Source organism: Botrimarina hoheduenensis (genome assembly GCF_007859815.1).
Taxonomy (GTDB): Bacteria; Planctomycetota; Planctomycetia; order Pirellulales; family Lacipirellulaceae; genus Botrimarina; species Botrimarina hoheduenensis.
Map to the genome: position 1 here is coordinate 656,413 of NZ_SJPH01000002.1, position 26,998 is coordinate 683,410.

A 26,998-nucleotide genomic window follows, 5' to 3' on the forward strand; every position below is an offset into this window, starting at 1 on the left:
GAAGATGCTTCCCAGGCCCCGTGTCATTGAGCGCGTGCCGGATGCGGCATCGAAGGCTTCAAGCGAATCGCCTCGACCGTCCCCGGCGAGGGTGTCGCCGTGGTGCTCGACCGCCGTGCTTGTGGCCGCTACCGAAGCCGCTGAGGTTGGTCCAGCCGCTGCGACTCGGAACAGCAAATCATGGGTGCCACTGCTGGCTTTGCCCAGCAGTGCGAAGCGGGTACCAGCCGACCACGCCGAAGCGGCAAGCCAGAAGATTCGCATCGCTCCTAGACGGCAGTTACTCTGCCAAGTATGCCCCCTCCTCATCGCAAGCGTGTCCGGCACTTTGACGCGACCCCCGAGCCACATGAGTTAACCTTCTCGTGCTACCGCCGGCTCCCGCTGCTTGAGCACGACGGCCGTCTCCGACTCTTGGCGCAATCTCTCGACGCAGCGACGGACAGGAACGGCTGGCGACTTGCGGCCTTTGTGTTCATGCCCGAGCACGTTCACTTGCTGGTGTTCCCGGTGACGCCCACAGCGAGGGTGTCACGGCTCCTCTTCTCGATCAAGCGGCCGTTCTCCTTCCGAATAAAGCGGTGTCTGGCGGCCGAGAAGAATCCCCTGGTCGAGCAGCTCACGGTTCGGCAGCGACCGGGGGTCGATGCCTTTCGATTTTGGCAGGAAGGTCCGGGCTACGACCGGAACTTGAGAAGTCAGCGAGCGCTCGCGGCCGCGATCGACTATGTGCACGCGAACCCGGTCCGACGCGGGCTGGTGGCGTCGGCGACCGATTGGAAGTGGTCGAGCGTCCGGTGGTACGCTACGGACGCCCGGCTTGAGGAACCCGACTTGCCGCGGCTGACGCCGCTACCGGCCGATTGCTGGCCGGGACGGGGAGACTTCTCGGGTTGAGTCGCCTAGATTGGGGAGGTAGACCGGTACCCGCTTCGCACTGCTGGACAAAGCCAGCAGTGGCACCTGGCGCAGCCGGTCAATTGCAGCCGCTGGTTAGGCGACTATTCTTGTGACGCCCAGAAATCGAGTTCTCGAACAACGTAGTCCGCCACTGCTTGCGGCGACATACCATCAAGAGCAAATCCGCCGCTTGTCCGCTTGTCTTCGCTGTACATAGCCCATTGGGTGATGAGATCTGGGTCGGCCTCAATAAGCGGAATCAATTCGGCAGCACAGAAATACGGCCGATGATCGCGATAATGGGTTTGCTCCAGCGCATCACGAAGACTGATCCCCTCGCCACGCATGCTCGTGTCGTGGCCGATCGAGAGTATCCGATGCAGTGTCGCTCGATCCACGATTACGAAGTCACATAACGCCACGCATCACTGGGCCGGCGGTGATGATTCGCCATTTGAAACCGGCCCTTTCGCCGGCTCCAGTGCATGCGATTGTTGGGCCTTGAATACTGTTCTAACGACCCGATCGTAACCTTGCAGCGCGATTTTCTCGTGTTGTTGATTTTCTACAGTCTTCGCCAACGCGCGCAATTCCGAGTCCAGCCATTCGCGAAACTCGTGCTCACCTTTCCGGATCGCGTATCCGCAACTGGCAACGTACAGTGGTTCATCAACAAACAAATGGCGGAACTTGCTTTCGTGACTTTCGCTTAGAAAGCGTGTAATGGAAAGGGAATCGGCAATACCGATGTCCGCACGATTTGTTTCGACCAATGCGATCGCATCCGCAATGTCTGTTGCGTCAATTACGGTGACCCTTTTGTCGTGCTTTGGGATACCAAAATCGTCAATTAGCAGTTCGTGGCCTATCTCCCCTTTGCAAACAACAATGCGAACGTCATTGCGCTGCAGATCATTGTGAACATTGACTTTCGAGTAGCCATCGCGGCAAACTCCAGTTACTGAAATGAAATGCAAAAGTGCAGCAAAATCCAAAGACTCGCAACGCTTCGGGGTCTTGAAAATGCAAGCAAACACATCAATGGTTCCTGCCTTAAGTGAAGTGATCGAATCTGACAAGGCAGTTGGAACAAGGACTGGTTTGATTCTATGAATAGAACATAGTTGGTTCAATAATTCGATATAGTATCCCTCGGGGAGCAAAATGACTCCTTCGGCTCGATAACTCGCCAAGGGAGGATATTCAAAGAGACCAATTCGGAGTTCGCCACGAGTCTTGACGGCGTTCAACAAGCGACCCGCCGAAGGTTGTTGCTTTTCACGCCTCTTTTCCAAGTAGTCTTCAAAGGCTGGCCATGCAAAAACAGCCGAGGCTATCGCGATTAGAAGACCAGTCACTCCAATAACAATTTCCATCACGCTCTCTTGGGCCCAACTTGGTTATAGGAAGTTTCTGCCTATTACCTGTAGGCCTCACATTTGCGGCCTAACGCGCAGGCAGTAGGTTGTCATAAGTTCAATTGTATCAGTGGCTTGCTTCTATGGCATCCCTGTTTTTGCGTGATAGGCCGACCCTGCCTAGCGCTCATCGAGGCCGGTGGCGCAGCCCGTCGGCTGGACTCCGGACACCGCGTCCGCCGCGATTCAGGACAGTGTAATCCGCAGAGACCATCCGCCGCCTGTTGAATCGGATGGTCACGACGTGCTCCAGGTGGGACACCCCGAGTCCTCGGCAGGCTTCCTCCAGTGGAGGTCGGAGGAACTCACCTCGTTCAGCTCGTAAGCCCATGTCGGACGATCGGGTGCCTCAACCGCGGCGAGTTTCTGCATAGACTAATGCGCGTCGGTGCCCGTCACCTCAGCGGATTTGTCGATGCCCAAAGCCGTCCACCACCTATCGCTTCTGCGCGGCTGTTCTGGTCGTCGCTAAGTACAAATGTGTGCCCCTCCTGTGCAGCCAGACGCGACCGGCAAACCTGTTGAGGTTGTATTGTACGACCGGACTTGGGCGAACCGCTTCGGCGCGTCGGACGCGACGACTTCTGTTAATGCGACGAGGATGACGCACGCGGAACTGGCAGTCGCCGGCTCACCTCACACCGCTAGCGACGCGCTCTAGCCCCGGATAGATATCGAGGTCGAGCGAGGCGAACTTGCCGGCGCGGTAGCGCTCCAGGGCGATCGCGCCCATCACCGCGTTGTCGGTGCACAGCGATGGCGGGGGGATGTGCAGTTCGTACTCGCGGTCGCGCGCCATCTGTTCCAGTCGTTCACGCAGCCGTGCGTTGGCGGCCACGCCGCCGCCGACGCAGAGCGTTTTGTACGCTGAGCGCTCGAGCGCGAGCTGCGCCTTGGCGATGAGGCAATCGACGACCGCCTCTTGGAATCCGGCGGCGATGTCGTCGCGATCCTGGGGGCTCAGCCGATCGACCGGCGGCGGCTCATTCGGCGAGACGCCCGTCAGAGCGCACAGTTGATAACGCACCGCCGTCTTCAGGCCGCTGAAGCTGAACGCGATCCGCTCGGGATCATCGCGCAGCGGGCGGGGGAAGCGGAACCGCGCGGGGTCGCCCCGCTCCGCCGCCGCCGCCACAGCCGGCCCGCCGGGGAAAGGGAGTCCCAGCAGGCTGCCGATCTTGTCGAACGCCTCGCCCGCGGCGTCATCGATCGTGCCGCCGATCGGCGTGAAATCGGTGGGGCCGAGGCACCGGTACAGGTTCGAGTGCCCGCCGCTGACGATCAGCCCTACACACGGGAAAATGTCGCGGCCCGCCGCGATCCGGCATGCGTACACGTGCGCTTGCAGATGATTCACCGCGATCAGCGGGAGCCCCGTCGCCACGGCGAGCGCCTTGGCGGCGCAGAGCCCAACCAGCAGCGATCCGGAGAGTCCCGGTTGATTCGCCACGGCGATCGCGTCGAGTTCGGAGAGGCTTAGCCCTGCCGCCCGGAGCGTTTCGTCGATCACCGGCAAGATCCGTTCGACATGCGCCCGCGAGGCGATCTCCGGCACCACACCGCCGAAGCGTTCGTGTAGTTGATGCTGAGAAGCAACGACCGCGGCGAGCACCTCAAACTGATCCGTGACCACCGCGGCGGCGGTCTCGTCACAGGTTGATTCGAGCGTTAGTAGACGGACCACGGAGCGGCTCACGGGCGAGGCGGAAGGCCGCCTAGCTTACCTGCTCACCAGCTGAGGCTACACCCAGGTCTTCAGACGATCGCCCTCGGCGGAGGGCGATCAGAAGTCGCACCACAGGCCGATGCCGACCTGTTCTTCATTGCGGTCGAAGAACTGGTACTGGGTGCTCTTGCCGTTCATGTAGTGCAGCCCGAGCCGCAGCGTGCTGCCCGTTTCCCCGCGCCATAGCCAGCCGGTCTGCAAGGTCCAATCCCCACCGAAGTCGATTTCTTCACGCAGGTGCGCGTTCGTTGCGAGGAACGGCGTACCGTAGATATCGGTCGGACCGGGAGCAGACCACTCGGCTCCAAACTGAAACTCCCAGGGCTCGGCTCCGCCAGCGGTAAAGAAGGCGTAGGCGGTTTCGCCGTACAAGCGTACCGAAGGGGTCACGTTGTACGATACGCCGGCGATGATCGCGTCGCGGACGTAGTTGATGCGCGAGTTGACGCCCGTGCGGGTGATCAACTCGTCGCCCAAGTGAGAGCTCACATGGTAGTAGCCCACTTTGTACTTCAGGATGCCATCGCTCGTGTAAGTGATCGGCACGCCGAAGCGGAAGTCGCTCGAATCAACGTCGCGGTTTTCGTCTAAGTTCAAACGTACGGTCGTGGCACCTTCGAGGTCGAGCTGCCAGCCGCGCGGATCGGTCGGATCACCGTTACCAAAGCGGAGCACGCCTTTGCGACCGCCGAGCGTGGCGTCCCAGAGCCATTCGCTGCGGTTGATCGGGTTCTCGGTGTGGATGGTGTGCAGCCCGAGGCGTGATTCGCGCGGGCCAGCCTGATACGAGCGATAGATCAGCCCGTCGGGCATCAGCTCCCACCGCCATCCCCCGGTACCCATCGTGTACTCGGTGTTGTAGCCACCGGCGTAGCCGCCCGCGTACCCACTCAGGGCGAGCGGATCGGCTTGCGTCGGCGAGTAGCTCGGATAATCCACCACGCTGGTCGTAACCGGCTCGCCGATCGGAGCCCCGAGGCTCGCCAGGCGGATGGCGGCCGGATCATTGTATGCCGTTGTGAGCGAAGCTTGACTCGCCACAAGAAACGGGTCGGCTGCAGATTGGGCCGCAGCGCCAGCCGTCAGGCCGATCAAGCAGAACAGGCCAACGACCGCCGCGACGTGCCGCCACATTCCCGCCAAAAGCGGGGTGCGTTTTGCAACACGGTGATTGGTTAGCTTCACAGCAAGCTCGCGAGGCGGATCGTGGCGACGCAACGGTCCCACCGAAAGTACCGGAATTGCGAAACGTATCGACTACATCGGTCGGCCGACATACCAACCTTTGACGGAAGGTAAACTCGTTGCCGCTCGGGTCTTGGGCCGCGTACCGTCGACACTGTTACGCGGTTTATCTAAAACGAAAAGTCAGCCAGTGGCGGGCAACAGTTCCTCGTGTGCCATCACTGCTGGCACCGGCGGGCTTTCGCGACTGCCCCGGCGGCTCGTTAGCGATCCTCCGTCCCCGCTTCTTTCGCCCTAAACCCCTGCCGATCCCCCCCGTCATGGTTCTGCTAGAGATGAGCGTCACGCCGTTGGGCGTGGGCCAGAGCGTGAGTGAGCCCGTGGCGAAGTGTGTGGGGCTCATCGCCCAGAGCGGGTTGCCTTATGAGCTGCACGCCATGGGGACCATCGTCGAGGGGGAGCTGTCAGAGGTGCTGGCGTTGCTACAAGCCTGCATTGAGCTGATGGCAGCCGATCACCCGCGGGTGAGCTGCGTCGCCAAGCTCGACTATCGTCGCGACGCGCGGGGCCGCCTGCGCGGCAAAGTCGAAAGCGTCGAACGCCGTTTGCAGCAGGCAGACCGCTCCGCGGAAGCCACGCCATGATCCGGGGCGAAGTGATCGTGATTGGCGGTGGCATTGTCGGGCTCGCAACCGCCTATGCCTTTGTTCAGCGGTTTCCCGATCGCCGCGCCATCGTGCTGGAAAAGGAAAACCGAATTGCCCTGCACCAGACGGGGCGCAACTCGGGCGTGCTGCACTCGGGGATTTACTACAAGCCGGGCTCGCTCAAAGCGCTCATCTGCCGCGAAGGGAAACGGGCCCTCGAGACCTTCTGTCAAACGCACTCGATACCTTTCGAGCGATGCGGCAAGGTGATTGTCGCGGTCGATGAGCAAGAGCTGCCCGCCCTCGATCGGATCCTTGAGCGAGGGCGGGCGAACGGCATTGAGTGCGAACGCATCAGCCCCGAACGCCTGGCTGAGATCGAGCCGCACGCCCGCGGTATCGCCGCGATCCATGTGCCGGAAACAGGCATCGTCGATTACACAGCGGTCTGTCAGCAGCTGGTGAAGCTGATCGAAGCGCAGGGGGGGAGCGTCCACACGGGGGCAAGGGCCACCGCGATTCGGCAGAGCGCCGTAGAGGTTGTGATCGAGACGCCTGTTGGTGTGTTTGCTGCGCCGCGGGCAGTTAACTGTGCGGGCCTGCACAGCGATCGGGTCGCTCGGTTGGGCGGGGCGAATCCAGCGGCTCGGATCGTTCCCTTTCGCGGCGAGTATTTCAAGCTCGCTCCCGCAGCACGCGGTTTGTGCCGGAACCTGATCTATCCGACCCCCGACCCCTCGTTTCCGTTTCTGGGGGTCCACTTCACGCGGATGATCGATGGCTCGGTCGAGTGCGGACCGAACGCGGTGTTCTCGCTTGCGCGGGAAGGCTACAGCAAGGCGGCGGTTAATCTTCGGGACGTTGCCGACTCGCTGAGCTACCCAGGTTTCTTGAAACTCGCGGCGCGGCACTGGCGGATGGGGGCCGGTGAGGTTTGGCGGAGCGTGAGCAAAGGAGCCTTTGTGCGGGCCCTGCAGCGACTGGTGCCGGAGATCACTGCTGCGGCACTCGAGCCCGCCCCGCCGGGAATCCGCGCGCAAGCGGTCCTGGCAAATGGTCAGATGGTGGACGACTTCCTGTTCGAAAAAGCGGGTTGCGTGGTGAACGTGCTCAACGCCCCTTCGCCCGCCGCGACGGCGTCGCTGAGCATTGGCAAAGCGATCGTCGATCGGCTCGCTATTTAGCTGAGGGCCCCCAAACCGGTCCCAAGTTCGACGGTTGAACTTTTCGAGCAGGTCACGAGGCCAATCGCGATCTCAGCAAAACTGGACCGCGTGGCAAAGACACCCCCCGAGCGACAAAAATTACCCATGCCGATCGAAGACGGAATCACGCATCAGAGTTTTGGCTGGCTCCATGCACCGCCCTTTCCGCCCGCCTGTTGCCACGGCTTGATCGTCAAGCAGGGAGAGCGCTGTGTGCTGATCGATACGGGAATCGGCCTCGCCGATGTGCGGTCGCCGCTCGAGCGAATCGGACGCGAGCAACTCGAAGCGGCCGGCTTTCAGTTGGAGGAATCGCTGACCGCCACGTCGCTTCTCGCCTCGAGCGGCATCCCGAGCGAAGCGGTGTCCGACATCGTGCTCACGCACGCCGATCCCGATCACGCGGGGGGGCTCTCCGATTTTCCCGCGGCCAAGGTCCACATCGCAGCGGAGGAGTTGCGGGCCCTTCAGGCCGGATGCCCTCGTTACTGCCCCGCACAGTTCCAACACAGACCACTATGGGCAGCTTATTCAACGAACGACGAAGATTGGTTTGGACTGCCATCAAGGAAGCTGAAGACTTCGATCGCGCGTGACATCCGCCTCATCCCTTTGTTCGGCCACACGCTCGGCCATTGTGGGGTCGCCATATCGCAGCGAGATTCGTGGCTGCTACACGTCGGCGACGCCTATTACCTGCGCGCTGAGTTGGAGTCTTCCGAGCACCCCGTTACGGAGCTGGCCCGTTTACGAGCCGAGAACGACTCGCTGCGTGTTGACGCGCTTGCTGCTCTGCGAACGATCCACCAGCGCTACGGGAGCGAGATCGAGCTGATGGGGTACCACGATTCGACGGAGCTGCCATCGAGCGTCGCCCGCTTTAAGCCCTAGCGGGGAATGAAAGCCCACACTGAGAGGGCCTTGCTCCGAAGCAGAAAAGGCATCGGATAAAGTCGGGGCGACAGGATTCGAACCTGCGACCTGCTGGTCCCAAACCAGCCGCGCTACCAGACTGCGCTACGCCCCGTTCTCATCACCACGTGGGGGCGGCTGGCCCCCACGTGGTGTGACTGATCATGGTACGCCGGGGCCCGGTTTGCCACAACGACCGGCTCCGCGCCGGGAGTCGGCCTTGCCCCGATCCCGGGCAGATTGCGGCTCGTCTCAGCCGGCCCCCGTCGCCCCCAGGCCGGGGCTGGGCGAAAGCAGGTCGCGGAGCCGCTCGAACTCGTCGGCGTCGCGGAAGTGGATGGTCATCCGGCCGTTTCCCTTGGCGGTTTGACGGAGCTCGACCTTGGTACCCAGGATCTTTTGAAGCTCTTGTTCCAGGGACGCGACCTGAGCGCTGCGTTCGCTGCGGGGTGGCTTGCGGCTGACTCCGTCGTTGCCGACGATCCGCAGCCCCTCAGAGGCCTCGACCGCGGCGTCTTGGGCGAGCTGTTCGATCTTACGCACCGAAAGGCCTTCGCTCGCCACGCGGCGGGCCATCTCACGCTGACGATCCTGTGAGAGCGGCAACAGCGCCCGGGCGTGGCCCTGTGAGAGCTCGCCCGCAACGACCATCTGCTTGACGTTCTCGTCGAGCTCCAACAGCCGGATCAGATTCGCGACGGTCGAACGGTTCACGTTGACCCGCTGCGCAAGCTCTTCCTGGGTGCAGTCGTACTCGGTCAGGTAACGCTGGAAGCTGGTTGCCTTTTCGATCGGGTTCAGGTCGGTTCGCTGCAGATTCTCAACCAGCGCGAGTTCCGCGGTTTGCTGATCGGTCAGGTCTTTAACCTGCACGGGCACCCGCTCCCACCCGGCCGCCTGCGCCGCGCGGAGGCGCCGTTCGCCGGCAACCAATTGAAAGCGGTCTTCGACACGGCGCACCAGCAGGGGCTGAAGGATGCCGTGCGCGCGGATGCTGTCCGCCAGGTCGGCGATCTGCTCTTCATCGAAACGCTGGCGTGGCTGGAACGGGTTGGGCTCGATGACGCCTAGGTCCAGCCAGCGCTGGCCTTCTGCGTCGCGGCTCATCAGGCCGTCGCCGTCCTCGGCGGCTGCGTTGGTGTCAGTGGTCGAAGGGGTTAAGCCGGGAGCGTGCTCGTCCAGCGAGCGCCCCAACAGGGCTTCCAATCCTCTTCCTAAGCGGCGTTGATTATTCACGATCGAGCACCTCCAGGCACACTTCAATGTAAGCTCGCGCTCCGCGCGAGCGGGGGTCGTAGTCCAGAATCGATTGGCCGTGGCTGGGGGCCTCGGCCAGGGCAACGTCGCGCGGCACGACCGTGTCGAACACGACTTCGCCAAAGAAATCACGCACTTCCGCCTCGACCTCGTTGGTTAGCTCGAGGGAGGGGTCGTGCTTGGTGAGCAGAATCCCACCGAATCGGAGTCGAGCGTTTCGCCGGGCCATGACCCGCTTGATGAGCTCGATCATCTGCGTGAGCCCCTCCATCGCGAAGTACTCACACTCCAGCGGCATGAGCACCTCGTCGGCGGTCGCGAGGGCCGTCTCGGTCAGGGTGCCCAGCGAGGGGGGGCAATCGACCAGCACAAAGTCGTAGAGGCTCAGGCTGGCCGAGAGATGATCAGAGACCAAACGCGACTCGCTGCCGCCAGCCGATGCCAGGTGATCGACATCGTGAAAGCTACGGCTGCCGGGCAGCAGATCGAGCTGATCGACCTCGGTGGGACGGATCGCTTCGCCCAGCGGCGAACGCTTCACCAGCGGGTGGCGGTCGGTCGGTTGGCCGCCGACGGCACCGGTGGCGTTGCACTGGGGATCAAGATCGACCAGCAGGGTCCGTAGCCCGGCACGCGCGCAGCAGGCGGCAACGTTGACCGCGGTGGTCGTCTTGCCGACGCCCCCCTTCTGGTTCGCGATGCACAGCACTCGGCCCATGGCGGGAGATGATCGGTTTGAGCGGGGGGGCGTGGTTTCGTTGGGCGGCTCGTAAACTCCCGCCGCGTACCGTCAGCCGGAGCGGCGCGGGGGGGAGTTTAGGAGCCGTCGACCGCCAAGGAAACGTCAGTCCGTGACCTCTTTCGGGGGGGGAGTGACGATCGAGCCGCGGTCGTTCCACGTGAAACAACCGGTGCTGATCACCCGACGGGCGTGTTTCACGTGAAACCCCGTCATTACCTACGCGCCCCATTTTGCCGATCGACTCGTCTCCGGCTCTCCGCTGCGGAGCCCCTGTCCGAATGCCGGTTGCACATTGAAACTCCAAAGGGCGCGGGCCCAAGCTGAGCGACCCAAGCTGAGCGGACCATGCAGAGCGACTGGGCAAAGTGACGGAGCGGGCAGCCCGGGTTTCTTTCCGAACGGCCATGCATTAATTGTGAGCGTGACGCGAAGGACCGTTTGCGTGGAAGCCACGCTCTAGCAACGCCCAAAAAGAAAAGCCGCCGGTGCGTAGCACCGGCGGCTTGGGAGCGTATCGGGGTGGCTCCGGCCCTGGGGGGGCCCGGCCACGACGATCAATAGCGGTAGTGGTCGGGCTTGTAGGGACCTTCGACCGGCACACCGATATAGTCCGCTTGGTCCTTGGTGAGCTTCGTCAGCTTGACACCGAGCTTGTCCAGGTGCAGCCGTGCGACTTCCTCATCGAGGCTCTTGGGCAGCATGTAGACTTTCGCCTCGTACTGATCCGTGTTTTTCCAGAGCTCGATTTGGGCGAGCGTTTGGTTGGTGAACGACGTGCTCATGACAAAGCTCGGGTGGCCTGTCGCACAGCCCAAGTTGACGAGACGACCCTTGGCCAGGATCAGGATCGATCGGCCCGAATCCTTGAACGTGTAACGATCAACCGCACCTTCCTTTTCGCCCTTGATGACGCTCTTGCTGGCCTTGCCCGCCTTGACCTGGGCCTCGAGCCAAGCGACGTCGATCTCGGTATCGAAGTGACCGATGTTGCAGAGGATCGCATCCTCTTTCATCTGCGACATGTGCTGGCCAAGGATAATATCCTTATTGCCGGTGGTCGTGACGAAGAGAGCCCCCTCTTTGCAGGCCTCTTCCATCGTCGTGACCTCGAAACCTTCCATCGCGGCTTGGAGGGCATTGATGGGGTCGATTTCGGTGACGATCACTCGGCAGCCATAACGCTGCAGGCTGTGGGCACAGCCCTTGCCGACATCGCCGTATCCGCAAACCACCGCCACCTTTCCGGCGAGCATGACGTCGGTCGCCCGCTTCACGCCGTCGGCCAAGCTCTCGCGACAGCCGTAAAGGTTGTCAAACTTGCTCTTGGTGGCCGAGTCGTTGACATTGATCGCGGGGACCTGGAGGCGACCCTCGCGGTTGAGAACCTCAAGCCGGTGGATACCAGCCGTGGTCTCTTCCGACAGACCCCGAATATCCGCCAGCATCTCAGGGAAGCGATCGTGGAGCATGGCGGTCAGATCGCCACCGTCATCCAGGATCATGTTGAGCGGCTTGCCCGACGGGAAGGCGGTGAGCGTCTGCTCGATGCACCAGTCGAACTCCTGATCGGTCTCGCCCTTCCAAGCGAACACGGGGATGCCCGCCTTGGCGATCGCACAGGCGGCGTGATCCTGGGTGCTGAAGATGTTGCAGCTGCTCCAGGTGACCTCGGCTCCCAACTCGATCAGGGTCTCGATCAAGACGGCCGTCTGGATCGTCATGTGCAGGCAGCCGGCGATCCGCGCGCCCTTCAGCGGCTTCTCTTTGCCGTACTTCAGCCGCAGCGACATCAGGCCGGGCATCTCGTTCTCGGCCAGCTGGATCTCTTTGCGGCCGAACGCTGCCAGGCGTTCGAACTCGTCGGGGGTGCAATCCAGAACCTTGTACGGCAGCTTTTCGGCAGCAACAGTAGCCACGTGGCGGTCTCCAGTCTTCGCGGGGGCGGGTTGGCCATCTGGCAAGTCGCAGCGCGACGCCGGGCCGGTAGGAAATAATCAGGTGCGGTAACGCCTCAGTCTAACCCTTATCCGGGCCCCGGCTCAATCGCTGGCGACAGGATTTAAAGGGCTTTCTTGCGGTACGCTGCTAACCGTAAACGGCCCCACAAGAAAACGCCTAACCCGCTGAAGATACGTTGAGGGCGGCAAGGGCGGCTCTGACAAACGCCTCGACCCGCTCGGGCGATTTGCGTCCAGGAGCCGATTCGACGCCCGAGGCCGTATCAACCCCCGAGGGTTGAACCGCACCGATCGCTTGGGCGACGTTCTCCGGGCGGAGTCCCCCGGCCAGAATCAGCGGCACGTTTCCCAAGCGGGGTGCCTCTCTGCGCAAGTCCCCCCAGTTGACTGTTTTTCCCGTACCCCCGTATTCGCCGGGCCCGCCGGGCGCATCGATCAGCACCGCCGCAACGCAACGCCCGAGCCGCTCGCAGTCATCCAGCCACTTCCGCAGCGGGGCCAAGCCCGACTGGTCGCATCGGTAAGCTCGAACTATCGGGATATCCGCAGGGATCTGGGCCGCGAGCTCAGGCGTTTCGTCGCCGTGCAGTTGCACCGCGTCGAGCGGTACCGCCTCGACAAGCCGGAGGATCTCTTCCGGGGGGGCGTTCACAAAAACACCAACAACTAGCGCTTGGCCCGCAACCGCTCGGGCGATTTCCTGCGCGGTGGGCAGGTCGATCGAGCGCGGGCTGGGCCGATAGAAATTGACCCCGATCGCGTCAGCGCCAGCAGCCACGGCATGAGCTGCCTCGTCCGAAGTGGTGAGGCCACAGACCTTGATTCGGAACAACGACGCCCCCGTGAGTATACGCACGTACAGATATCGGAATCACAACCGTTACTTCTCGGATTGAAGCCTGCCTCATAGAAGCGCCGATCCCAAGGGAGGTTCGCCGTGTCGCCCCGGCGCGCTCCCGCTCCTAGCAAGGATTGCCCTGATGTCCGTTTCGTCGCCCCAATCGGCCGACACCCAGCGCGCTTTTCCCTCGCATCCGCGAGTAGACCGCTACTTTGCCGCCGAAGCAAACGAGGCCTCCCGCCGCCGGCTGGTGGACCTGCTCCGACGTGGCGATGGTCCCGGCTTGTTGATCGGTGCGCCGGGCTTCGGAAAGACGATGCTGTTAGAAGCGATCGCGGCGGCACTGCCGTCGCCGCTGCGTGTCGTGCGGTTAGCTTGTACCCAGCTCTGTACGAGGCGGGCCTTGTTACAGGCAATCTTGCGTGGGTTGCGTCTGCCTTACGGCGATCGGGAAGAAGGTGTCTTGCGTCTATCGCTGATCGACGCGATCGAAACGGGAGAAGGGCCGGTCGCGCTGTTGGTCGATGAAGCGCAGTCCTTGCCGCTGAGGCTGCTTGAGGAGCTGCGTGTGCTATCGAATGTCACGGTGGACGGTGCACCACAACTTCGATTGGTGCTTGCTGGCACGCCCTCGCTGGACGAAGCACTGACGGCACCCGAGCTCGAGTCTTTCAGTCAGCGCGTTGCGGCGCGGTGCTATCTGACCCCGCTGGGGTACGAAGAAACCGCGCAGTATGTGCGTGCGCACCTCGGGGCTGCGGGAGGAGACCCGGACAGTCTGCTAGCGGGAGACGTTTTCTCGGCAATCTATACGGCCACCGATGGCGTGCCGCGGCTCATCAATCAGCTCACCGATCGGGCGTTGGTCATGGCGGTTGAGCAGGGCGCGACTCAGATCGACGGAGCCGATATCCAGGTGGCTTGGTCCGACTTGAATCAGCTCCCAATGCCCTGGCAATCGCCAACCAGTAAGGGAGCGGTGCCCCCGCTGGCGATGGATGGAGAATCGTCCATCGAGTTCGGTGCGCTCGACGATCTCGACTCAGAAGACTTGGTTGCCTCCACGCCGACCGCGCTTGAATCGGAAACCCCATCATCCGAGGCGATGGACCTTCCGGTCCGCAACAGCCGGCCGGCAGCCGAGGGGTTGTGGAACGCGGATCAAGGCTTGTTTTCGCTCGGTGCGCCTTCCTGCTCAGAGGTTGACGACGCCGACGAATCAACGAACTCGCAAGATGATTGTGTTTCGCTCGCGTTTCCAGGCGTAGCGTCACGGCGTCTGCAGGCCACGAACGATCCGATCGAAGAGCCTGCGCAAGAGCCAAGCCCCCTTGCCGACGATCCGTTCGACGAGCAATTCGACGAGGAAGAGGTCGTGCTGGATCGCTTTGCCGATCTGGCATTAGTCACGCGACCGGGCATCGAGCGTGTCGTCAACCGACAAGACCTGGAGTTTGGCAAGCTGTTCCAAGCGCTCGAACCGGCCGTGGAAAGTTTGGTCGAGGAAGTTCAGGCCCGCGACGAAGCCCAACGCGTGGGCTTCACGGTTCTCAAGCCGGTGCCTCCGGTTGCGAAACCGGCGAGGGTTGAAGACGACTCCTACGAATTAGCCGAGATCGAAGAGTCGCTCACCGAACTCGAAGAGATTTCATCAGCGGCAGTTGCGGCCCCAAGCCCTGGTGCTGCGCCCCTTGTTGCCGAAGTCGTGGACTCGTCAACGGAAGAGCCGCTGCTGGTGATCGAAGCGGACCCGGAAGAGATCCCTCCGCAGGTGAAGCAGGCCGAGTATCGGCAACTGTTTGCCGGCTTGCGGCATGGGTGAAACTTTTTCTCTGCACCGAAGATAGCCGCCCCACCTGTCCGGATCTTCCTTGATGACGCGTTTGCATCTGGTTACCGGCGGGGCCGGTTTCATTGGTTCGCACCTTGCTACCGCGTTGGTCGAGCGCGGAGACCGGGTGCGCGTGCTCGACAACCTGTCCACCGGCTTTGAGCGAAACCTGGCCGGATGCCCCGAAGTGGAACTGGTGGTGGGCGATGTGTGCGATCCGTCGGTCGTCGATCGTGCGGTGCAGGGGGTCGATACGGTTTTCCACGAAGCCGCGATGGCCTCGGTGCCAGCGAGTATGCGGACCCCGCTGATCTCTCATGCGGCGTGCATGACCGGGACCGTTCAAGTCCTCGATTCGGCCCGGCGGGCCGGCGTGCGACGCGTGCTGATTGCCGCGTCGAGCGCGGCCTACGGTGATCGGCCGTTTGCGGCCAAGCGCGAGACCGACGCTGTCGAACCGCTCTCACCCTACGCCGCCTCCAAGATTGCCAGCGAACTTTACTGCCAAGCGTTTACCCGGTCGTTCGGTTTAGAAACCGTAGCGCTGCGGTATTTCAACGTGTACGGACCGCGACAGGATCCAGCGAGCGAGTACTCGGCGGTGATCCCGATCTTTGTGACCAAGATGCTAGGGGGTGTGCGGCCGACTGTGTTTGGCGACGGCCAGCAGAGCCGCGACTTTGTTTTTATTGGTGACGTCGTGCGGGCCAATCTGCTCGCCGCAGATGCTGTGCAGGCGTCGGGACAGGTGATCAACGTGGCAACCGGGAGGCATACGACCCTGCTCGACCTGATTGCTGCCATCAACGGAGCGATGGGGACCGCGGTTGAACCGATCTTTGCCGAACCCCGCCAAGGAGATGTCCGCGAGAGTCTTGCCGACATCACGACGGCGCGGCAGATCCTCGGCTATGAGCCGCAGGTGTCGCTGAGAGAAGGGTTGGTTCGTTCGATCGACTACTACCGCGAACTCGCCGGCTGAGGCGAGCCCGCTAAAGCTTCTCAGCGGGTTCGGACGGTTTGCGGAAGACGAGCGGCTCGGCCCGCCGCCAATAGCGGCTGAAGCGTTTCAGATCGACCCCGGCAGGAAGGTCGATAAACGGCTCGGGCTCAAGAAGTTGGGCACCAAGTTCGCGAGCCTGGGCCTGGAGACGCGGATCACGGCTGGCGAAGGTTTCGATAACGTGTGCGCTGTGCCGTTCTGCAAATGCGCGAACCTCGTGGACAACATCGCCGCGCCGAACTTCAACGCCCGGCATCTCGCACAGACACTCGTGCATGAAGACGATCCGCTTGAGCGACATGCCCTCGCAGCGGAGCCATGCCTCGTCATAGACGAACACCGCGGACTGCCCCGGTGTGAGCACCGTGGCCGAAAGCATTTCGTCGTGTACCCAAGTGACAGCGGCAGACATCGCGGAGTTAGCAGCGTGGCATGTGAGGGTTAAACGTGTGAGGGGTGCTGTGCGCTGGCCCCCTTCACGCGAACAGACGCCGATTCAGTTCGTCGTAGCTGGCGTCGAACGGAGAGCGACCGTCCGCATCGCAGCCGGTGAAACGCCCACCGGTCCAGCGGAGCAGGTTGTCGAGGTTGAACAGGTAGGGCTTCGCCGCAAATGTGCTCGCGACCCACTGCCACGAGAGGTGGTTTGAAGCCAGATCGCCATCGAGCAGATGCGCGTACATCCACGCGGCCCCGGCCTGCCACTTGACCCGCCGCCAATGGACCACATAGGCGGCGATCTTCATGCGCCCCTGGTTGTGCAAGTAGCCGGTCTCGTGGAGCTCGCGCACCGTGGCATCGACAAAGTCGTTGCCCGTTTGCGCGGCCAAGAAGTCTGCGGGCAGAGCGTCGGCGTAGTCGGAGGGCTGATAGCCCGTCTTGTAGGGTTCCAGATCCTCTCGGACGGCGTCGCCGCGTTCGCCCAGGACACGCCGGTAGTAGTCGCGCCAGGCGAGTTCTTGCAGCAGCTTGTCAGCGCTCCGCGGCGTGGGCACCAGAGCGATAACGTGTTCGCTGACCTCTTTCAGCGAAAGAACGCCATGACGCAGGTAGGGCGACAACCGCGTGACGGCCCCGTCGTAGTGGTTGCGATTGGCCCCGTAGGCAATCGGATCGATCGCGGCCATCCGTTGCATGGCCTGCGAGCGTCCTCCGCGGAACTGCGGGCTCGCGGGGGCACCGGTCTGCGGGGCAGAAGGGAACTCCGCAGCACAGTAGGCAACGAGCTCTTCGTGTGTGGCGAAGTGAGTTCGGAGCGCTCCGCATGCGCGAGCCGAACCGGAATCGGATGCGTTGCGGCGAGAGTCTTTAGGGTTCACGCAGCACCCTAGGTGCCGCGTGCCCCATCGACCACCGCTCGTAGCGGGAAACGCATCGTTCGGGGCCTACCGACGGCGGCCCGCCAAGGCGAGGGCGATCACTGCCAGCACAAGGCCTGCGGGTTCGGGGATTGCGGCGATGTTCACGCCAACACCCCAGTTGAGCAGCAATTGATTCAGCTCATCGTTATCGACCGTGCCGAGCGGCAGCGCCCCGTCCCAGCCCGCGGGGGTGGGGGTGGCGGCCAAACCCCAGTTGAGAAGCAGCAGGTTGAGGTCGAAGTTATCGACAGCTCCGTCGCCGTTGAAGTCGCCGGGGCCAATCGAGGCCACAATCAGATCGGCGGCCTGGTTGGGGGTGCCGAACCCCCCGCTCCAATTCAGTTCGAGGTCTTGCAGCAAGAAGCTCAGGTCGAGCCCCGGTGCCGCGATCGGCCCGAGTGAGATGCCGCCTCCGGAGAGGATGGACCCGCCACCCGTGTTGGTCACAACGCCGATAAGCGTGTCGGTGTCGGTCTGGAACGAGCCGCTGGGTAGCACGGCTGCGCTGCCTGTAAAGACGCCGCTGGCGGAGCTCAGACGCACGAGGCCGATATCGTTCGTGTCGGGGAACAGGGCGATCTCGCCCGTCAACGGATCGTAGCGCACTGATACCTGCCCGTCGCCGGGCGTGCCTTCGGTGGTTGCCGAGCTCAGCACCGCTTGATAGTTCGGCGAGAAGGCGTAGACGTCTTCGAAGTCGACCTGTCCGTTGCCGTCGAGGTCGCCGCTCGCCCAACCGGCCGACGCAGCGGTACCAAAGTTCAGCGACAGGACCGACGCATCGAGGTCGCCCACGAAACCGTCCAGATCGATGTCGCCGGCACCGGCCGTGATCGTTCCGCTTGTGGCGAAGGGGAACAATCCGTTCGAAGCAAACAGCAAGCCGTGGGTGCCGGGCATCGCTCCGGAAATGTTCCCGGCGGAGTCGTAGGCCCCTAGCACCTGGATGCCCGAAGTCGGTGCGCTGAGCGTTGGTCCCGTGGTGGTGAACGTCGCGAGCGGGAAACCTTGCACTCCGGGAAGGATGCCCGTGCCGAAGGAGTAAAAGGCCTGGCCGTGAGTCCCCTCGCTGGGGGCGACGTGCAAGCCCTCGGGGAAGTTGCCACCGAAGCCGCCTGTGAGCGGCTCCCACCCGAAAACGGGCAAGCCCGGATTGATCGATTCGACGCCACCGTTGCCAATACCGGTGGTAGTCACGCTGCCCGAGATGACCGTAGCGTCGGAGAACGTCACCCCCATCTCGACGGCGAACGACATGCTGGTGGGGGAGGTGTCAAGCAGCACCTGCCAAACCCAGTCGCCGTTGGCGTCCAGCACCGGTACGCCCCCGCTGCGCTGCAGATCGACCGAAACAACCTGTGCCTGGAGGCAGGGGCTGATCAGAGAAACAACGATCAATCCCAGCAAACTCAGGCAGTTGAAGGGGCGAACTGGCATTGGTGGCGCTCGGTGGTGCTAGGCGAAAAAGACTGTTCGTAACGAAGACTTCGTTGCGACCTTAGCCTCTAGGCAACGTGTGAGTCAAATTCTTGCCACCCGACAAGCCACACTCGCGGGGGGTGGTACCTCTTCGGGAGCCCGCCGTTCCGCTACGATGGGGCACTGCTGCGGGGGGTCTCGATCTTTCAGATTAATCTGCTCGGTACTTGTCCAGAGAGGGCACCGTGAAGCGAATCTCGTCGTTGGGCGTGCTGGTTAGCACGGCCCTGCTGCTGCTTCCGAATATTACTGCGGGCCAACCCCTAGCGGCTGACCAGCCGGCGTCATCGCTCCAGGCGGTCACCCCCGGCGAATCCGCCGCTGAGCAAGAGCCCCTGGCCGAGGGGCCCGTTAGCGCACCCTCTGCCGATGCGCCGCCCCCGCAGTCAGATGAATCAGCATCGGCGTCTGAGGGCTCGCCTGACTCAGATGAAGGCGTGCCGGTTCGTTCCGACCAGCCTGGCGTTGCCCCCCTCGAAGCCACGCCCGACGAGCAATCCGAAGAAGACGGCGATCGAAAAGCCGATGCGCCAGAGGAATCTTCTCCCGAGGAGCCAATCCCAGGAGAAGTTGATTGGAACGGGCTGATCGAACGATCCCCGGCGTTCTTAGCGCTGATGCACCATGCGGCCGTTCATCTGCCGATTGCGTTGTGGCTGTTCGGGGCGTTCTTTGTGGTACTTGGGGTCGTTGCCCCGAGCCTCCGCAACCAGATCCCCGCGGCGTGCTTGATCGGCGGAGCCCTGTCGTCGGTCTTCGCGGCCGCGAGTGGCTGGTGGTATGCCGAGCACGAGTGGGGCGAGCCCTGGGACGGGGCCACTCATCTGCGTGATATCGATTGGTCGGAGCAGTTGACCCAGCACCGCTGGGCGGGGGTCGCACTGGCGATCGCTTCGTGTGTGCTGTCGCTCGTTGCGATTATCAGCCTAGCTCGGGGCAGCTTCCGCTTGGGCATCTTGTGGCGAATCGGACTGATTGGGCTTGCGCTGGCGGTGGCCTGGGAAGGCCACATCGGCGGGGAGCTGATCCACGGCAAGGGCTTCCTGGAAGAAGCCTACCAGGCATGGATCAATCCGGACGCACCATAGCCGTTCGTCGCGGAGACGTCTCTGTTAAGCGTCGAACGGTCGCGGTCTACTCGTCAAAGTAGCGCGCGAAGGCCGCGTCTTCTGGCGCTGTAACCGTACGGGACCCCGACTCGTAAGTTGCTTCCTTGACGGAAGTGGTAACTGGCGCTGAGGGTGCGGCCGGCGTAGGACCGTTTGCCGTGGTTGGGTTCGCCTGGGCTTCTTCGATGATCTGAGCGGCTTGATAGCGGCCAACGGCGTGTCCGATCGCGGCCCCGCCGAGCTGTAGCAGCGCATCGCCTTGGGGCACGAGAATGGCGGCTTGGCCGCCGACCTCGGTCCCCAACTGCGGTTGGAGAACGCGCCGGGCCTCGGCCCGCTCGGCGGGGGTCCCCGTCTCGTCAACATAGTTGTAGACGGCTTGTTTGCTTCGCGTCTCATGGACAAGCCCCACGAACGGAAGCACCCGCACGGCCGAATAGAAACCGGGATGCGTCCGCTCGCGTGTATCTGCCGCCTGAGCCGCTTGCTCAAGTGCGAGCGCCGGAACATCGGAGTACACGTGGACCGTGTTCGTGAACGGGTTGTACCAGTCGCCACCGAAGAGGCGCCCCGGAAGCACCGAGTAACCGAGTGTGTAGACCGTGCCGAACGTCGCACGCCAGCCCAGGCCGACCCGCTCGTTCTCGCCGAGTCGCTTCCACTCGCCAAACGGGTCGTACTGGTTGACGCGGATCATCACCCCATCCACCTCTTTGTTCGCTAAGAAATCGGCCGCCTCATCGACGGTCTCGCTCGAGATCTGATGATTGTCAACGCGACGGTCCCAGAGCACCAGTTTTTTAGGGATCCCCAGCACCCAGCCGACACCGTCGATGACCGGCATCGGTTCGCCGTGCTCGACATCGATCTCCAGGCTCGTGGCGGCGGGGTTCGCGACGGGGCCGTGCGCTGCCACGTCTTCGGCCCCGGCGGGTACGACGCTTACCAACGCGGCAAGTGCAACCAACATGGCAGCCAGGAATGAACGCAGTTCCACAAGAATCAGCATATCGGGGGGCAATCAGATCGAGGCGGGGCGGCGTCTTCGCCGCTCAGAAACGCACGGGGCTTTTAGCGTGCCGCAGAACGCACGGCCAAGCCCACCTCGGTTACAGGCCGCTTTCCGCCCCGAGTGTCACCTCCAGAAACTGGCGGCGATGATCGCTCAGCCCGGACGATTGGATCGCGTAGCGAAGTGGCGTAAGCCGTTGTCCTGTAATCAGTTGATCGATCGCTAGCACGGGCAGCGGCCAGGGCCAAGTTGCACTCCAGCCGGCACCCAACACGTCATAAGCGTGGCGATAACCTGCTGGCAACGGCGCGAGCCGTCTTGACTGCCGCGGGGCGTTGAAGTCGCCCAGCACCAGGTCGGGACGCAGCTCGGCTATTTCACGCCGTAGCAGTGCTAGCGGCGGGTCGCGATGGAATTGGAGCATGGCGGTCAGATCGACCATCATCACACGCACCGGCGGCTCACCCTCAGGCCACGAGGGGGGAGACCAATCAACCACCCATGTGCGGATGTCAGATTTATTCAACCGACGCTGCTGCCCCGTGAGCGTGCCGCGCGCGACAATCACCATCGCCATGTCACCAAGGACCGAGTAGCCCTCGAAACGCGAGTAATCGGCGCTCGGGTCGATCTCAGATAAGGCGTACAACTCGGCCTGCAGCGGAAGCAGTTCGTCGACCTCGCGCGACCAACCACGCTTGCCCCACATGACGTTCCAGTGCACGACGCGAAGTGTCCGTGAACCGATAACCTGGGGAGCCACCAGCCCGCGCTCCTTCGACGTTAGAGATGCTCGTGATTCAACGAGAGTGGCAGCGGTGTGATCCGTCGCGAACCAGCGATGCTCAAACAGCAGCACCGACGTGAGTGGCGCGCAGGCGAGCAGCAGCGCATAACACGCCAATGAGCGCCTTTTTAGCCACCACGCCGTCAGACCGCCCAAAGCCAAGAGCGCCGCGACCACCGGCGAGGGGGCGTAAAAACACAGTCCAGTGAGCCAGTATTTATCGCGCCAGACTTGTCCGATTGCCCATGCGATACTGAGCAACGCTGGGAGCAAAGACAAAGCGAACATCCGAATCGGTTTCGCCATCGGAGCGGGGCCGACCAACGGCAGTCCACTCGCTAAGAGGTTGCGAAGCGAAGCGCGATCGCTCACGCCGCGGAGGTCCCGCTGTGCTCGGTTAGGTAGCGCAGGATGTCGCGGATCGAGATCAAGCTGACCGGTCTCTCGCCGTCCATGACGGGCAGGTGACGATAGCCGCCGACCGCCATGCGATGGATCGCGACCGCGACCTTGTCGTGCGTCGAGACCACCATCGGGTTGGGGGTCATGAACTTTACGAGCGGTTGATCGTGCAGATCTTTCGCGTTGACACCCAGGCGGATCAGCGCGTCGCGTTCGCTGAAGATGCCGACGAGTCGGTCTTCGTTGACCACCAGCAGGCAGCCGATGCGGCGCTCGACCATGGTTTTGAGCGCCATGCTTAGTGAGACTTCGCCACCTACTTCGACCGGGGGGTGCGCCGGAAGTGCCCCAACCGTATCGTGCAGCAGAGAGGCTTCAATCCCCTTGGCCGGCGCTCGGATAAAGACATCGGTGAGGGCCTGTTCGCACTGCTCGCAGGTGTCGGCACCCTCGATCAGTTCGTCGAAGCCGCAAAACGGACAAAGAATCATGCGTGACAGGCCGAGGACGAGAGGGCTTAGACAGTGAGAGCGGCTTCGCGCTGGAGGGGGCTACGCTTGAACGGTCCAGGTTTCTCCGCCCGCGAACAGGGCGTCGAGGTCTCCAGGCCCCTTCTCTTTGGTCGCGAGTTCGACCTGCTCGTTCACCAGCGCGTCGTACCGCGGGGCATCGACGCTCCGGAACACGCCGATCGGCTCGGGGAAACCGTCTTCGTGCCGCATGCGGCTGAGCAGGTAGGCAAGGCTCGGCTCGGCCGCCTTTTCGTCATGGAACAGCAAGTCGTCTTCGTTGATTCCCTTACCGAGCTGCACGATTTCCGGCTCGAGGCCGTGCAGGCGGATGCCCTTGTCCCGATCCTTGCCAAACACGAGCGGCTTGCCGTGCTCGAGCTCGAGTGTCGTGTCGGCCTTGGTGTCACGGTCCTTGGCGTAGTCCCAGGCACCGTCGTTAAAGACGTTGCAGTTCTGGTAAACCTCGACGAACGACGTGCCACGGTGTGCGGCGGCGCGCTTGAGGGTTTCGCCCAGGTGGTTGATGTTGGTGTCGATGCTCCGCGCGACAAAGGTCGCCTCGGCACCGATCGCGATCGAGAGCGGATGCAGCGGATTATCGATCGCCCCCATCGGCGTGCTCTTGGTCCGTTGACCCAGCGGCGAGGTCGGCGAGTACTGCCCCTTGGTGAGGCCGTAGATTCGGTTGTTGAACAGGATGATGTTCAGGTCCATGTTCCGCCGGATGCAGTGCATCAGGTGGTTGCCACCGATCGAGAGACCATCGCCATCGCCCGTGATCACCCACACGTTCAGATCGGGGCGAACGGTCTTCAGGCCGGTCGCGACAGCCGTCGCTCGGCCGTGGATCGTGTGCAGCCCGTAGGTGTTCATGTAGTAGGGGAATCGGCTCGAGCAGCCGATGCCGGAAATGAACACGATCTTCTCGCGGGCAATGCCGAGCGTCGGCATGACCTTCTTCATCTGCGCGAGGATCGAGTAATCGCCACAGCCGGGGCACCAGCGCACGTCTTGGTCGCTAGCGAAGTCAGTGGGCTTAAGAACGGGCAGTTCGAGTTCGACAGACATGGGGGCGCTTCGTGTGGTTGGGGCCGCTCAGCAAGCGGAGCTTAGCGCTAGAGTTGGGGGATCGAGGGGACAGCAGCAGCGTTAAGCGAGCGAGTTAATTATCTCGACCAACTCGGCAACGCTGAACGGCTTGCCTTGCATCTTGTTGAAACCGATGGCATCGACGAGGTAGCGATCGCGAAGAATCGTGCGGAGCTGACCGCTGTTGAGCTCGGGGACAAGAATTTTCTTGTAAGAGCCGAACAGGTCGCCCAGATTCTTGGGCATGGGGTTGATATAGCGCAGGTGGGCGTGTGCCACCGACTTGCCCTTGGCGCGCGCCGAGCGAACCGCCGAAACACACGAGCCATACGTGCCGCCCCAGCTCACAACCAGCAGGTCGCCGGTCGCGGGACCGTCAACCGTTTGCGCCGGGATGTCGTCAGCGATCTTCGCGATCTTGGCGGCACGCGTATCGGTCATCGACTGGTGATTGTTATGGTCGTAGCTGACGTTGCCCGTAACGTCTTGCTTCTCGAGTCCGCCCAAGCGGTGCTCCAGGCCCGGCGTGCCGGGCAGGGCCCACGGGCGCGCGAGACGCTCGTTGCGTTTGTAGGGCAAGAACTTCTCGCCATTGGCCGCGGGCCCGGGGTGCTCGATCTCGATCTTCGGCAGACTCGCTGCCGAGGGAACTTTCCACGGTTCCGAACCGTTGGCGATGTACCCGTCCGTCATCAAGAAGACCGGGGTCATGTAACGCGTTGCGAGTCGCCAGGCCTCTTGGGCAACCTCGAAACAGTCGCCGGGCGAGCGGGCCGCGATCACCGGCATGGGGCACTCTCCGTTGCGCCCGTACATCGCTTGGTAGAGGTCTGACTGCTCGGTCTTGGTCGGCAAACCGGTCGAGGGGCCGCCCCGCTGGACGTTGATGACGACCATCGGCAGCTCCATCATGACCGCCAGCCCGAACGCCTCGCCCTTGAGGGCGATGCCCGGACCGCTGCTGGCCGTGACCGCCATGGCCCCGGCGAACGAGGCGCCGATGACCGCCGTCATCGCCGCGATCTCATCCTCAGCCTGGAACGTCACGACATCGAAATTCTTGTGCTTGCACAGCTCGTGCAAGATGTCGCTGGCAGGGGTGATCGGATAGGCACCCAGGAACAGCCGCTTGCCCGACATCTTGGCAGCGGCGATCAGCCCGTAGGACAACGCGGTGTTGCCCATGATGCTGCGGTAAGTTCCCGGCGCGAGTTCGGCCTTGGGAACCGCGTACTGGGTGCTGATTGCCTCGACCGTTTCGCCGTAGTTGAAGCCGGCCTTTAGCGCCGAAGTGTTGGCGCTGGCCACATCGGGTCGCTTGCCGAACTTGCTCTCGATGAACCGCATGGTGGGGTCGAGCGAGCGACCGTAGATCCAGAAGACCAATCCCATCGCAAAGAAGTTGCGGCAGCGGTCCGCCTCTTTTGTGCCCAGTCCGAACTCCTTAACGGAGTCGCGCGTGAGCTGGGTCATATCGACCTTGTAGAGCCTGTACTTTTCTTCCAGGTCAACGAGGCCGCCGGGTTCGAGAGGATTGGCCTCGTAACCGGCTAGTTCGAGCCCCTTCTTGTCGAAGGCACTCTCGTTGACGATCAGGATGCCGCCATCGCGCAGGTCCACCAGATTGGTTGCCAGGGCAGCCGGGTTCATGGCCACCAGGGCATCGACCGTGTCGCCCGGCGTGAAGATTTCTTCGCTGGAGAAGTGAACCTGGAAGCCCGAGACGCCCGCCTTGGTGCCGCGCGGAGCACGGATCTCGGCCGGAAAGTCCGGGAACGTCGCGACATCGTTGCCTGCGAGGGCCGAGGTGGTCGTGAACTGCGTGCCGGCCAACTGCATGCCGTCGCCCGAGTCACCGCAGAATCGCACGGTGGCCTCGATCAGGGTTTCAACGGGCTTCGACGGAGACTCGGCAACGGTAGACATGGACGGCGACAGAAAACGGGGAGAGTTGGGCGGATCGAACGTGGAGTGCTAGCGGCGGGGAACGATTCAAGGGCCCCAACCAAAGGAACCGGTGGATCGCAGCATTACCCGGATTGCCTAGGCTCCCTCACGCTCCGGAGTGGTGCCAACCGGGGTGGGGGGCAGGTTATAGATCGTATTGGGGAAGTGCTCGACCAGGTAGCGCAGGATCCCCCGCACGTCGATCATGCCAACGGTCTGGGTGGGGTCGCTGGGCGAGACCATGGGCAGGTGGCGATAGCCGCCATCGCTCATGGCCCGAATCGCTTCGGCCATGGTCGAAGTAGTGGTGATGGAGGCCGGCGTCTTCGACATCTCGGACTCGATCGGGCCCGACATGTCGGCCCCTTCCGCCATTAACCGCAAGGCATCGCGCTCGGTGAACACGCCGATTAGCTTCTCGGCTTCGTCCAGCACGATGATGGCACCGGTGCGGTTGGCACGCATCAATTTGACGACTTCAGAGATAGCGACCCCGGCAAGAACCGCTACCGGTTTCTCGGGGTACGCCGAGGTGGCGCTCTCGGTCGCGAGGCTCAGCTGAAAATCCACAGCCGGATCGGGTCGACGGGGGAACGCGGCGGCGGGTGCTCGGAAGCGATCGACAATGATCGCAATAACACTAGGAGCAGGCCAAAGGCTCGACGCGATGATCTGAGAATACCACGACGCAAAATCTGGCTAAACCGCAAACCCGGTCGGATTTTCGCGTTTTTACGCGGGCGGCCCCTCTCCTGACTCCGCCAAACCTTTTGTCTGGGGGTCAACATAGAATTTGGAGAGGTCGAATCCGCCTCGCTGTTCCTCTTCGATCAGCTTGAGTCGCTTCTCCAGGTGCTCGATACGGCGCGCTAGCTGCGGAATCAGATCCTCCTTTTCTTGGCCGACCTCGGGACGTGGCGGGGCGGGGTAGCCGAGGTGGCGGTGCAGCGAATTAAACAGATACAGGGGGTCTTTCCGACGATTGGCCAGGGCGATCCGGCCCTCACTCACGCCAAACAGGGCCTCGGTTCCTTCGGCAACGCCGCTCGCGCGCTGTTGGGCCAGGGCGCTGTTCACATAGATCAGGTCCGCCAGATCGACCATGCCCACCTGCCGACGGATCGCGAGGATCCAGGTGCGCCAGGCCTCGTCGTACGCCGGATCGGCAGAGATAGCCGTCAGCCCGCGGTCATAGCCGAGCCGATTACGGCAGAGGACCTCAAACTGATAGAGGAACAGCCCCTGGCGGGTAGGCAGAACGCCTCCGCCGAGCGGGCCGGCACGGTATTTGGCCTCCTGCGACAGCAGTAGGAAGCCCCGTCGCAGGTCGAAACGTCCCCGCTCGGATTCCCCTTCGCCCACGACAAACGTCTGAAAAGCCGTAAAATAGTGGGCCAGCCTGGCCATCCCCTGCGTCATCAGGCCGGCGTGCCGGAGCTCATCCAGCAGGAAATCGATCGCCAGCGGAAGCTTGGTGGTTGCCAGAGCCTCTTCCCGAGCCGAACGCAACACTTCTTGGGCCGGTGCGCCCTCGGCAAGCCGCGTGGCGAGCATCTCAAAAAAGTGGGCCTGCTCGATGTACTCGTCCGATCCCAGGGTGGTCACGGCGGCGTGTCCCCTCTGATCCACCAGGCGGTTGTCTGCCTGTCCGTCCGGGAGTGAGGTGTTGGGCATC

General features: G+C 62.7%; 26 protein-coding genes and 1 tRNA gene. 7 read left to right on the top strand and 20 right to left on the bottom strand.

Features of this window, described 5'->3' with window-relative positions; all coding sequences use genetic code 11:
- Window positions 1–294 precede the first annotated feature (294 nt).
- A complete protein-coding gene (locus Pla111_RS06355) occupies window positions 295–897 on the top strand; it encodes an REP-associated tyrosine transposase (RefSeq protein WP_146572457.1) in 603 nt (200 codons plus the stop codon).
- Window positions 898–1,001: 104 nt separating this feature from the next.
- Here Pla111_RS06355 and Pla111_RS06360 read toward each other — a convergent pair whose 3' ends face one another.
- The 5 genes from Pla111_RS06360 to Pla111_RS06375 form a co-directional block, all read right to left on the bottom strand.
- On the bottom strand, window positions 1,002–1,322 hold the full coding sequence (locus tag Pla111_RS06360) for a hypothetical protein (RefSeq protein ID WP_146572458.1): 321 nt from the start codon (window positions 1,320–1,322) through the stop codon (window positions 1,002–1,004).
- A gap of 3 nt (window positions 1,323–1,325) precedes the next feature.
- A complete protein-coding gene (locus Pla111_RS06365; protein ID WP_146572460.1) occupies window positions 1,326–2,276 on the bottom strand; it encodes a substrate-binding periplasmic protein in 951 nt (316 codons plus the stop codon).
- 279 nt (window positions 2,277–2,555) lie between these two features.
- A complete protein-coding gene (locus Pla111_RS17565; RefSeq protein WP_261342117.1) occupies window positions 2,556–2,690 on the bottom strand; it encodes a hypothetical protein in 135 nt (44 codons plus the stop codon).
- A 259-nt stretch (window positions 2,691–2,949) separates the two neighbouring features.
- Entirely contained in the window at window positions 2,950–4,002 is a 1,053-nt protein-coding gene (gene tsaD / locus Pla111_RS06370; RefSeq protein ID WP_231930787.1) for a tRNA (adenosine(37)-N6)-threonylcarbamoyltransferase complex transferase subunit TsaD, read from the bottom strand.
- Window positions 4,003–4,101: 99 nt separating this feature from the next.
- The gene (locus tag Pla111_RS06375) at window positions 4,102–5,229 is read right to left on the bottom strand and encodes a DUF1207 domain-containing protein (protein ID WP_146572464.1); all 1,128 of its coding nucleotides are present in this window, start codon (window positions 5,227–5,229) and stop codon (window positions 4,102–4,104) included.
- Between the two features lie 212 nt (window positions 5,230–5,441).
- Between Pla111_RS06375 and Pla111_RS06380 the strand changes: the two genes are divergently transcribed.
- The 3 genes from Pla111_RS06380 (at window position 5,442) to Pla111_RS06390 (ending at window position 7,972) form a co-directional block, all read left to right on the top strand.
- The gene (locus tag Pla111_RS06380; protein WP_197524810.1) at window positions 5,442–5,873 is read left to right on the top strand and encodes an MTH1187 family thiamine-binding protein; all 432 of its coding nucleotides are present in this window, start codon (window positions 5,442–5,444) and stop codon (window positions 5,871–5,873) included.
- Window positions 5,870–7,060 carry an L-2-hydroxyglutarate oxidase gene (gene lhgO / locus Pla111_RS06385; RefSeq protein WP_146572466.1) on the top strand — a complete coding sequence of 397 codons (1,191 nt, stop codon included), beginning with the start codon at window positions 5,870–5,872 and terminating at the stop codon, window positions 7,058–7,060. Before Pla111_RS06380 ends, lhgO begins: the two co-directional genes overlap by 4 nt.
- 126 nt (window positions 7,061–7,186) lie before the next feature.
- Window positions 7,187–7,972 (top strand): MBL fold metallo-hydrolase, encoded by a 786-nt coding sequence (locus Pla111_RS06390; RefSeq protein WP_146572468.1) that lies wholly within the window; start codon window positions 7,187–7,189, stop codon window positions 7,970–7,972.
- Between the two features lie 62 nt (window positions 7,973–8,034).
- Here the strand turns inward: Pla111_RS06390 and Pla111_RS06395 are convergent.
- The 5 genes from Pla111_RS06395 to Pla111_RS06415 all read right to left on the bottom strand — a co-directional run bounded on the left by Pla111_RS06395 (window position 8,035) and on the right by Pla111_RS06415 (window position 12,806).
- A tRNA-Pro gene (locus tag Pla111_RS06395) sits at window positions 8,035–8,108 on the bottom strand.
- Between the two features lie 137 nt (window positions 8,109–8,245).
- On the bottom strand, window positions 8,246–9,229 hold the full coding sequence (locus Pla111_RS06400) for a ParB/RepB/Spo0J family partition protein (RefSeq protein ID WP_146572470.1): 984 nt from the start codon (window positions 9,227–9,229) through the stop codon (window positions 8,246–8,248).
- Window positions 9,222–9,968 carry a ParA family protein gene (locus tag Pla111_RS06405; RefSeq protein WP_146572472.1) on the bottom strand — a complete coding sequence of 249 codons (747 nt, stop codon included), beginning with the start codon at window positions 9,966–9,968 and terminating at the stop codon, window positions 9,222–9,224. Before Pla111_RS06405 ends, Pla111_RS06400 begins: the two co-directional genes overlap by 8 nt.
- A gap of 578 nt (window positions 9,969–10,546) precedes the next feature.
- Window positions 10,547–11,908 (bottom strand): adenosylhomocysteinase, encoded by a 1,362-nt coding sequence (ahcY, locus tag Pla111_RS06410; RefSeq protein ID WP_146572474.1) that lies wholly within the window; start codon window positions 11,906–11,908, stop codon window positions 10,547–10,549.
- Between the two features lie 199 nt (window positions 11,909–12,107).
- Window positions 12,108–12,806, bottom strand: a complete 699-nt coding sequence (locus tag Pla111_RS06415) for a phosphoribosylanthranilate isomerase (protein WP_197524811.1) — start codon at window positions 12,804–12,806, stop codon at window positions 12,108–12,110.
- Window positions 12,807–12,930: 124 nt separating this feature from the next.
- Between Pla111_RS06415 and Pla111_RS06420 the strand changes: the two genes are divergently transcribed.
- Together Pla111_RS06420 and Pla111_RS06425 are read left to right on the top strand one after the other, a co-directional pair.
- Window positions 12,931–14,613 carry an ExeA family protein gene (locus Pla111_RS06420; RefSeq protein WP_146572479.1) on the top strand — a complete coding sequence of 561 codons (1,683 nt, stop codon included), beginning with the start codon at window positions 12,931–12,933 and terminating at the stop codon, window positions 14,611–14,613.
- Window positions 14,614–14,665: 52 nt separating this feature from the next.
- The gene (locus Pla111_RS06425) at window positions 14,666–15,604 is read left to right on the top strand and encodes an SDR family oxidoreductase (protein WP_146572481.1); all 939 of its coding nucleotides are present in this window, start codon (window positions 14,666–14,668) and stop codon (window positions 15,602–15,604) included.
- Between the two features lie 10 nt (window positions 15,605–15,614).
- Here the strand turns inward: Pla111_RS06425 and Pla111_RS06430 are convergent, their stop codons facing one another.
- From Pla111_RS06430 to Pla111_RS06440, 3 genes are all read right to left on the bottom strand, one after another.
- A complete protein-coding gene (locus Pla111_RS06430) occupies window positions 15,615–16,037 on the bottom strand; it encodes a deoxyribodipyrimidine photo-lyase (protein ID WP_146572483.1) in 423 nt (140 codons plus the stop codon).
- Between the two features lie 64 nt (window positions 16,038–16,101).
- Window positions 16,102–16,944, bottom strand: coding sequence for an FAD-binding domain-containing protein (locus Pla111_RS06435; protein WP_146572485.1), 843 nt, complete (start codon window positions 16,942–16,944; stop codon window positions 16,102–16,104).
- Window positions 16,945–17,010: 66 nt separating this feature from the next.
- On the bottom strand, window positions 17,011–18,423 hold the full coding sequence (locus tag Pla111_RS06440; protein ID WP_146572487.1) for a hypothetical protein: 1,413 nt from the start codon (window positions 18,421–18,423) through the stop codon (window positions 17,011–17,013).
- 227 nt (window positions 18,424–18,650) lie between these two features.
- Between Pla111_RS06440 and Pla111_RS06445 the strand changes: the two genes are divergently transcribed.
- Entirely contained in the window at window positions 18,651–19,553 is a 903-nt protein-coding gene (locus Pla111_RS06445) for a hypothetical protein (RefSeq protein WP_146572489.1), read from the top strand.
- Between the two features lie 46 nt (window positions 19,554–19,599).
- Here Pla111_RS06445 and Pla111_RS06450 read toward each other — a convergent pair whose 3' ends face one another.
- The 7 genes from Pla111_RS06450 to Pla111_RS06480 form a co-directional block, all read right to left on the bottom strand.
- On the bottom strand, window positions 19,600–20,583 hold the full coding sequence (locus tag Pla111_RS06450; RefSeq protein WP_146572490.1) for a hypothetical protein: 984 nt from the start codon (window positions 20,581–20,583) through the stop codon (window positions 19,600–19,602).
- A 100-nt stretch (window positions 20,584–20,683) separates the two neighbouring features.
- Complete coding sequence (locus Pla111_RS06455) at window positions 20,684–21,652, bottom strand: endonuclease/exonuclease/phosphatase family protein (RefSeq protein WP_146572492.1); 969 nt, start codon at window positions 21,650–21,652, stop codon at window positions 20,684–20,686.
- Between the two features lie 89 nt (window positions 21,653–21,741).
- Window positions 21,742–22,266: a CBS domain-containing protein gene (locus Pla111_RS06460; protein WP_146572494.1), complete on the bottom strand. Its 525-nt coding sequence runs from the start codon at window positions 22,264–22,266 to the stop codon at window positions 21,742–21,744.
- Window positions 22,267–22,326: 60 nt separating this feature from the next.
- Window positions 22,327–23,355, bottom strand: a complete 1,029-nt coding sequence (locus Pla111_RS06465) for a 2-oxoacid:ferredoxin oxidoreductase subunit beta (RefSeq protein WP_146572496.1) — start codon at window positions 23,353–23,355, stop codon at window positions 22,327–22,329.
- 81 nt (window positions 23,356–23,436) lie between these two features.
- Window positions 23,437–25,302, bottom strand: coding sequence for a 2-oxoacid:acceptor oxidoreductase subunit alpha (locus Pla111_RS06470; protein WP_146572498.1), 1,866 nt, complete (start codon window positions 25,300–25,302; stop codon window positions 23,437–23,439).
- 117 nt (window positions 25,303–25,419) lie between these two features.
- Window positions 25,420–25,893 (bottom strand): CBS domain-containing protein, encoded by a 474-nt coding sequence (locus Pla111_RS06475; protein ID WP_146572500.1) that lies wholly within the window; start codon window positions 25,891–25,893, stop codon window positions 25,420–25,422.
- Between the two features lie 162 nt (window positions 25,894–26,055).
- The gene (locus Pla111_RS06480; protein WP_315851482.1) at window positions 26,056–26,997 is read right to left on the bottom strand and encodes a hypothetical protein; all 942 of its coding nucleotides are present in this window, start codon (window positions 26,995–26,997) and stop codon (window positions 26,056–26,058) included.
- Between the last annotated feature and the right edge of the window lies 1 nt (window position 26,998).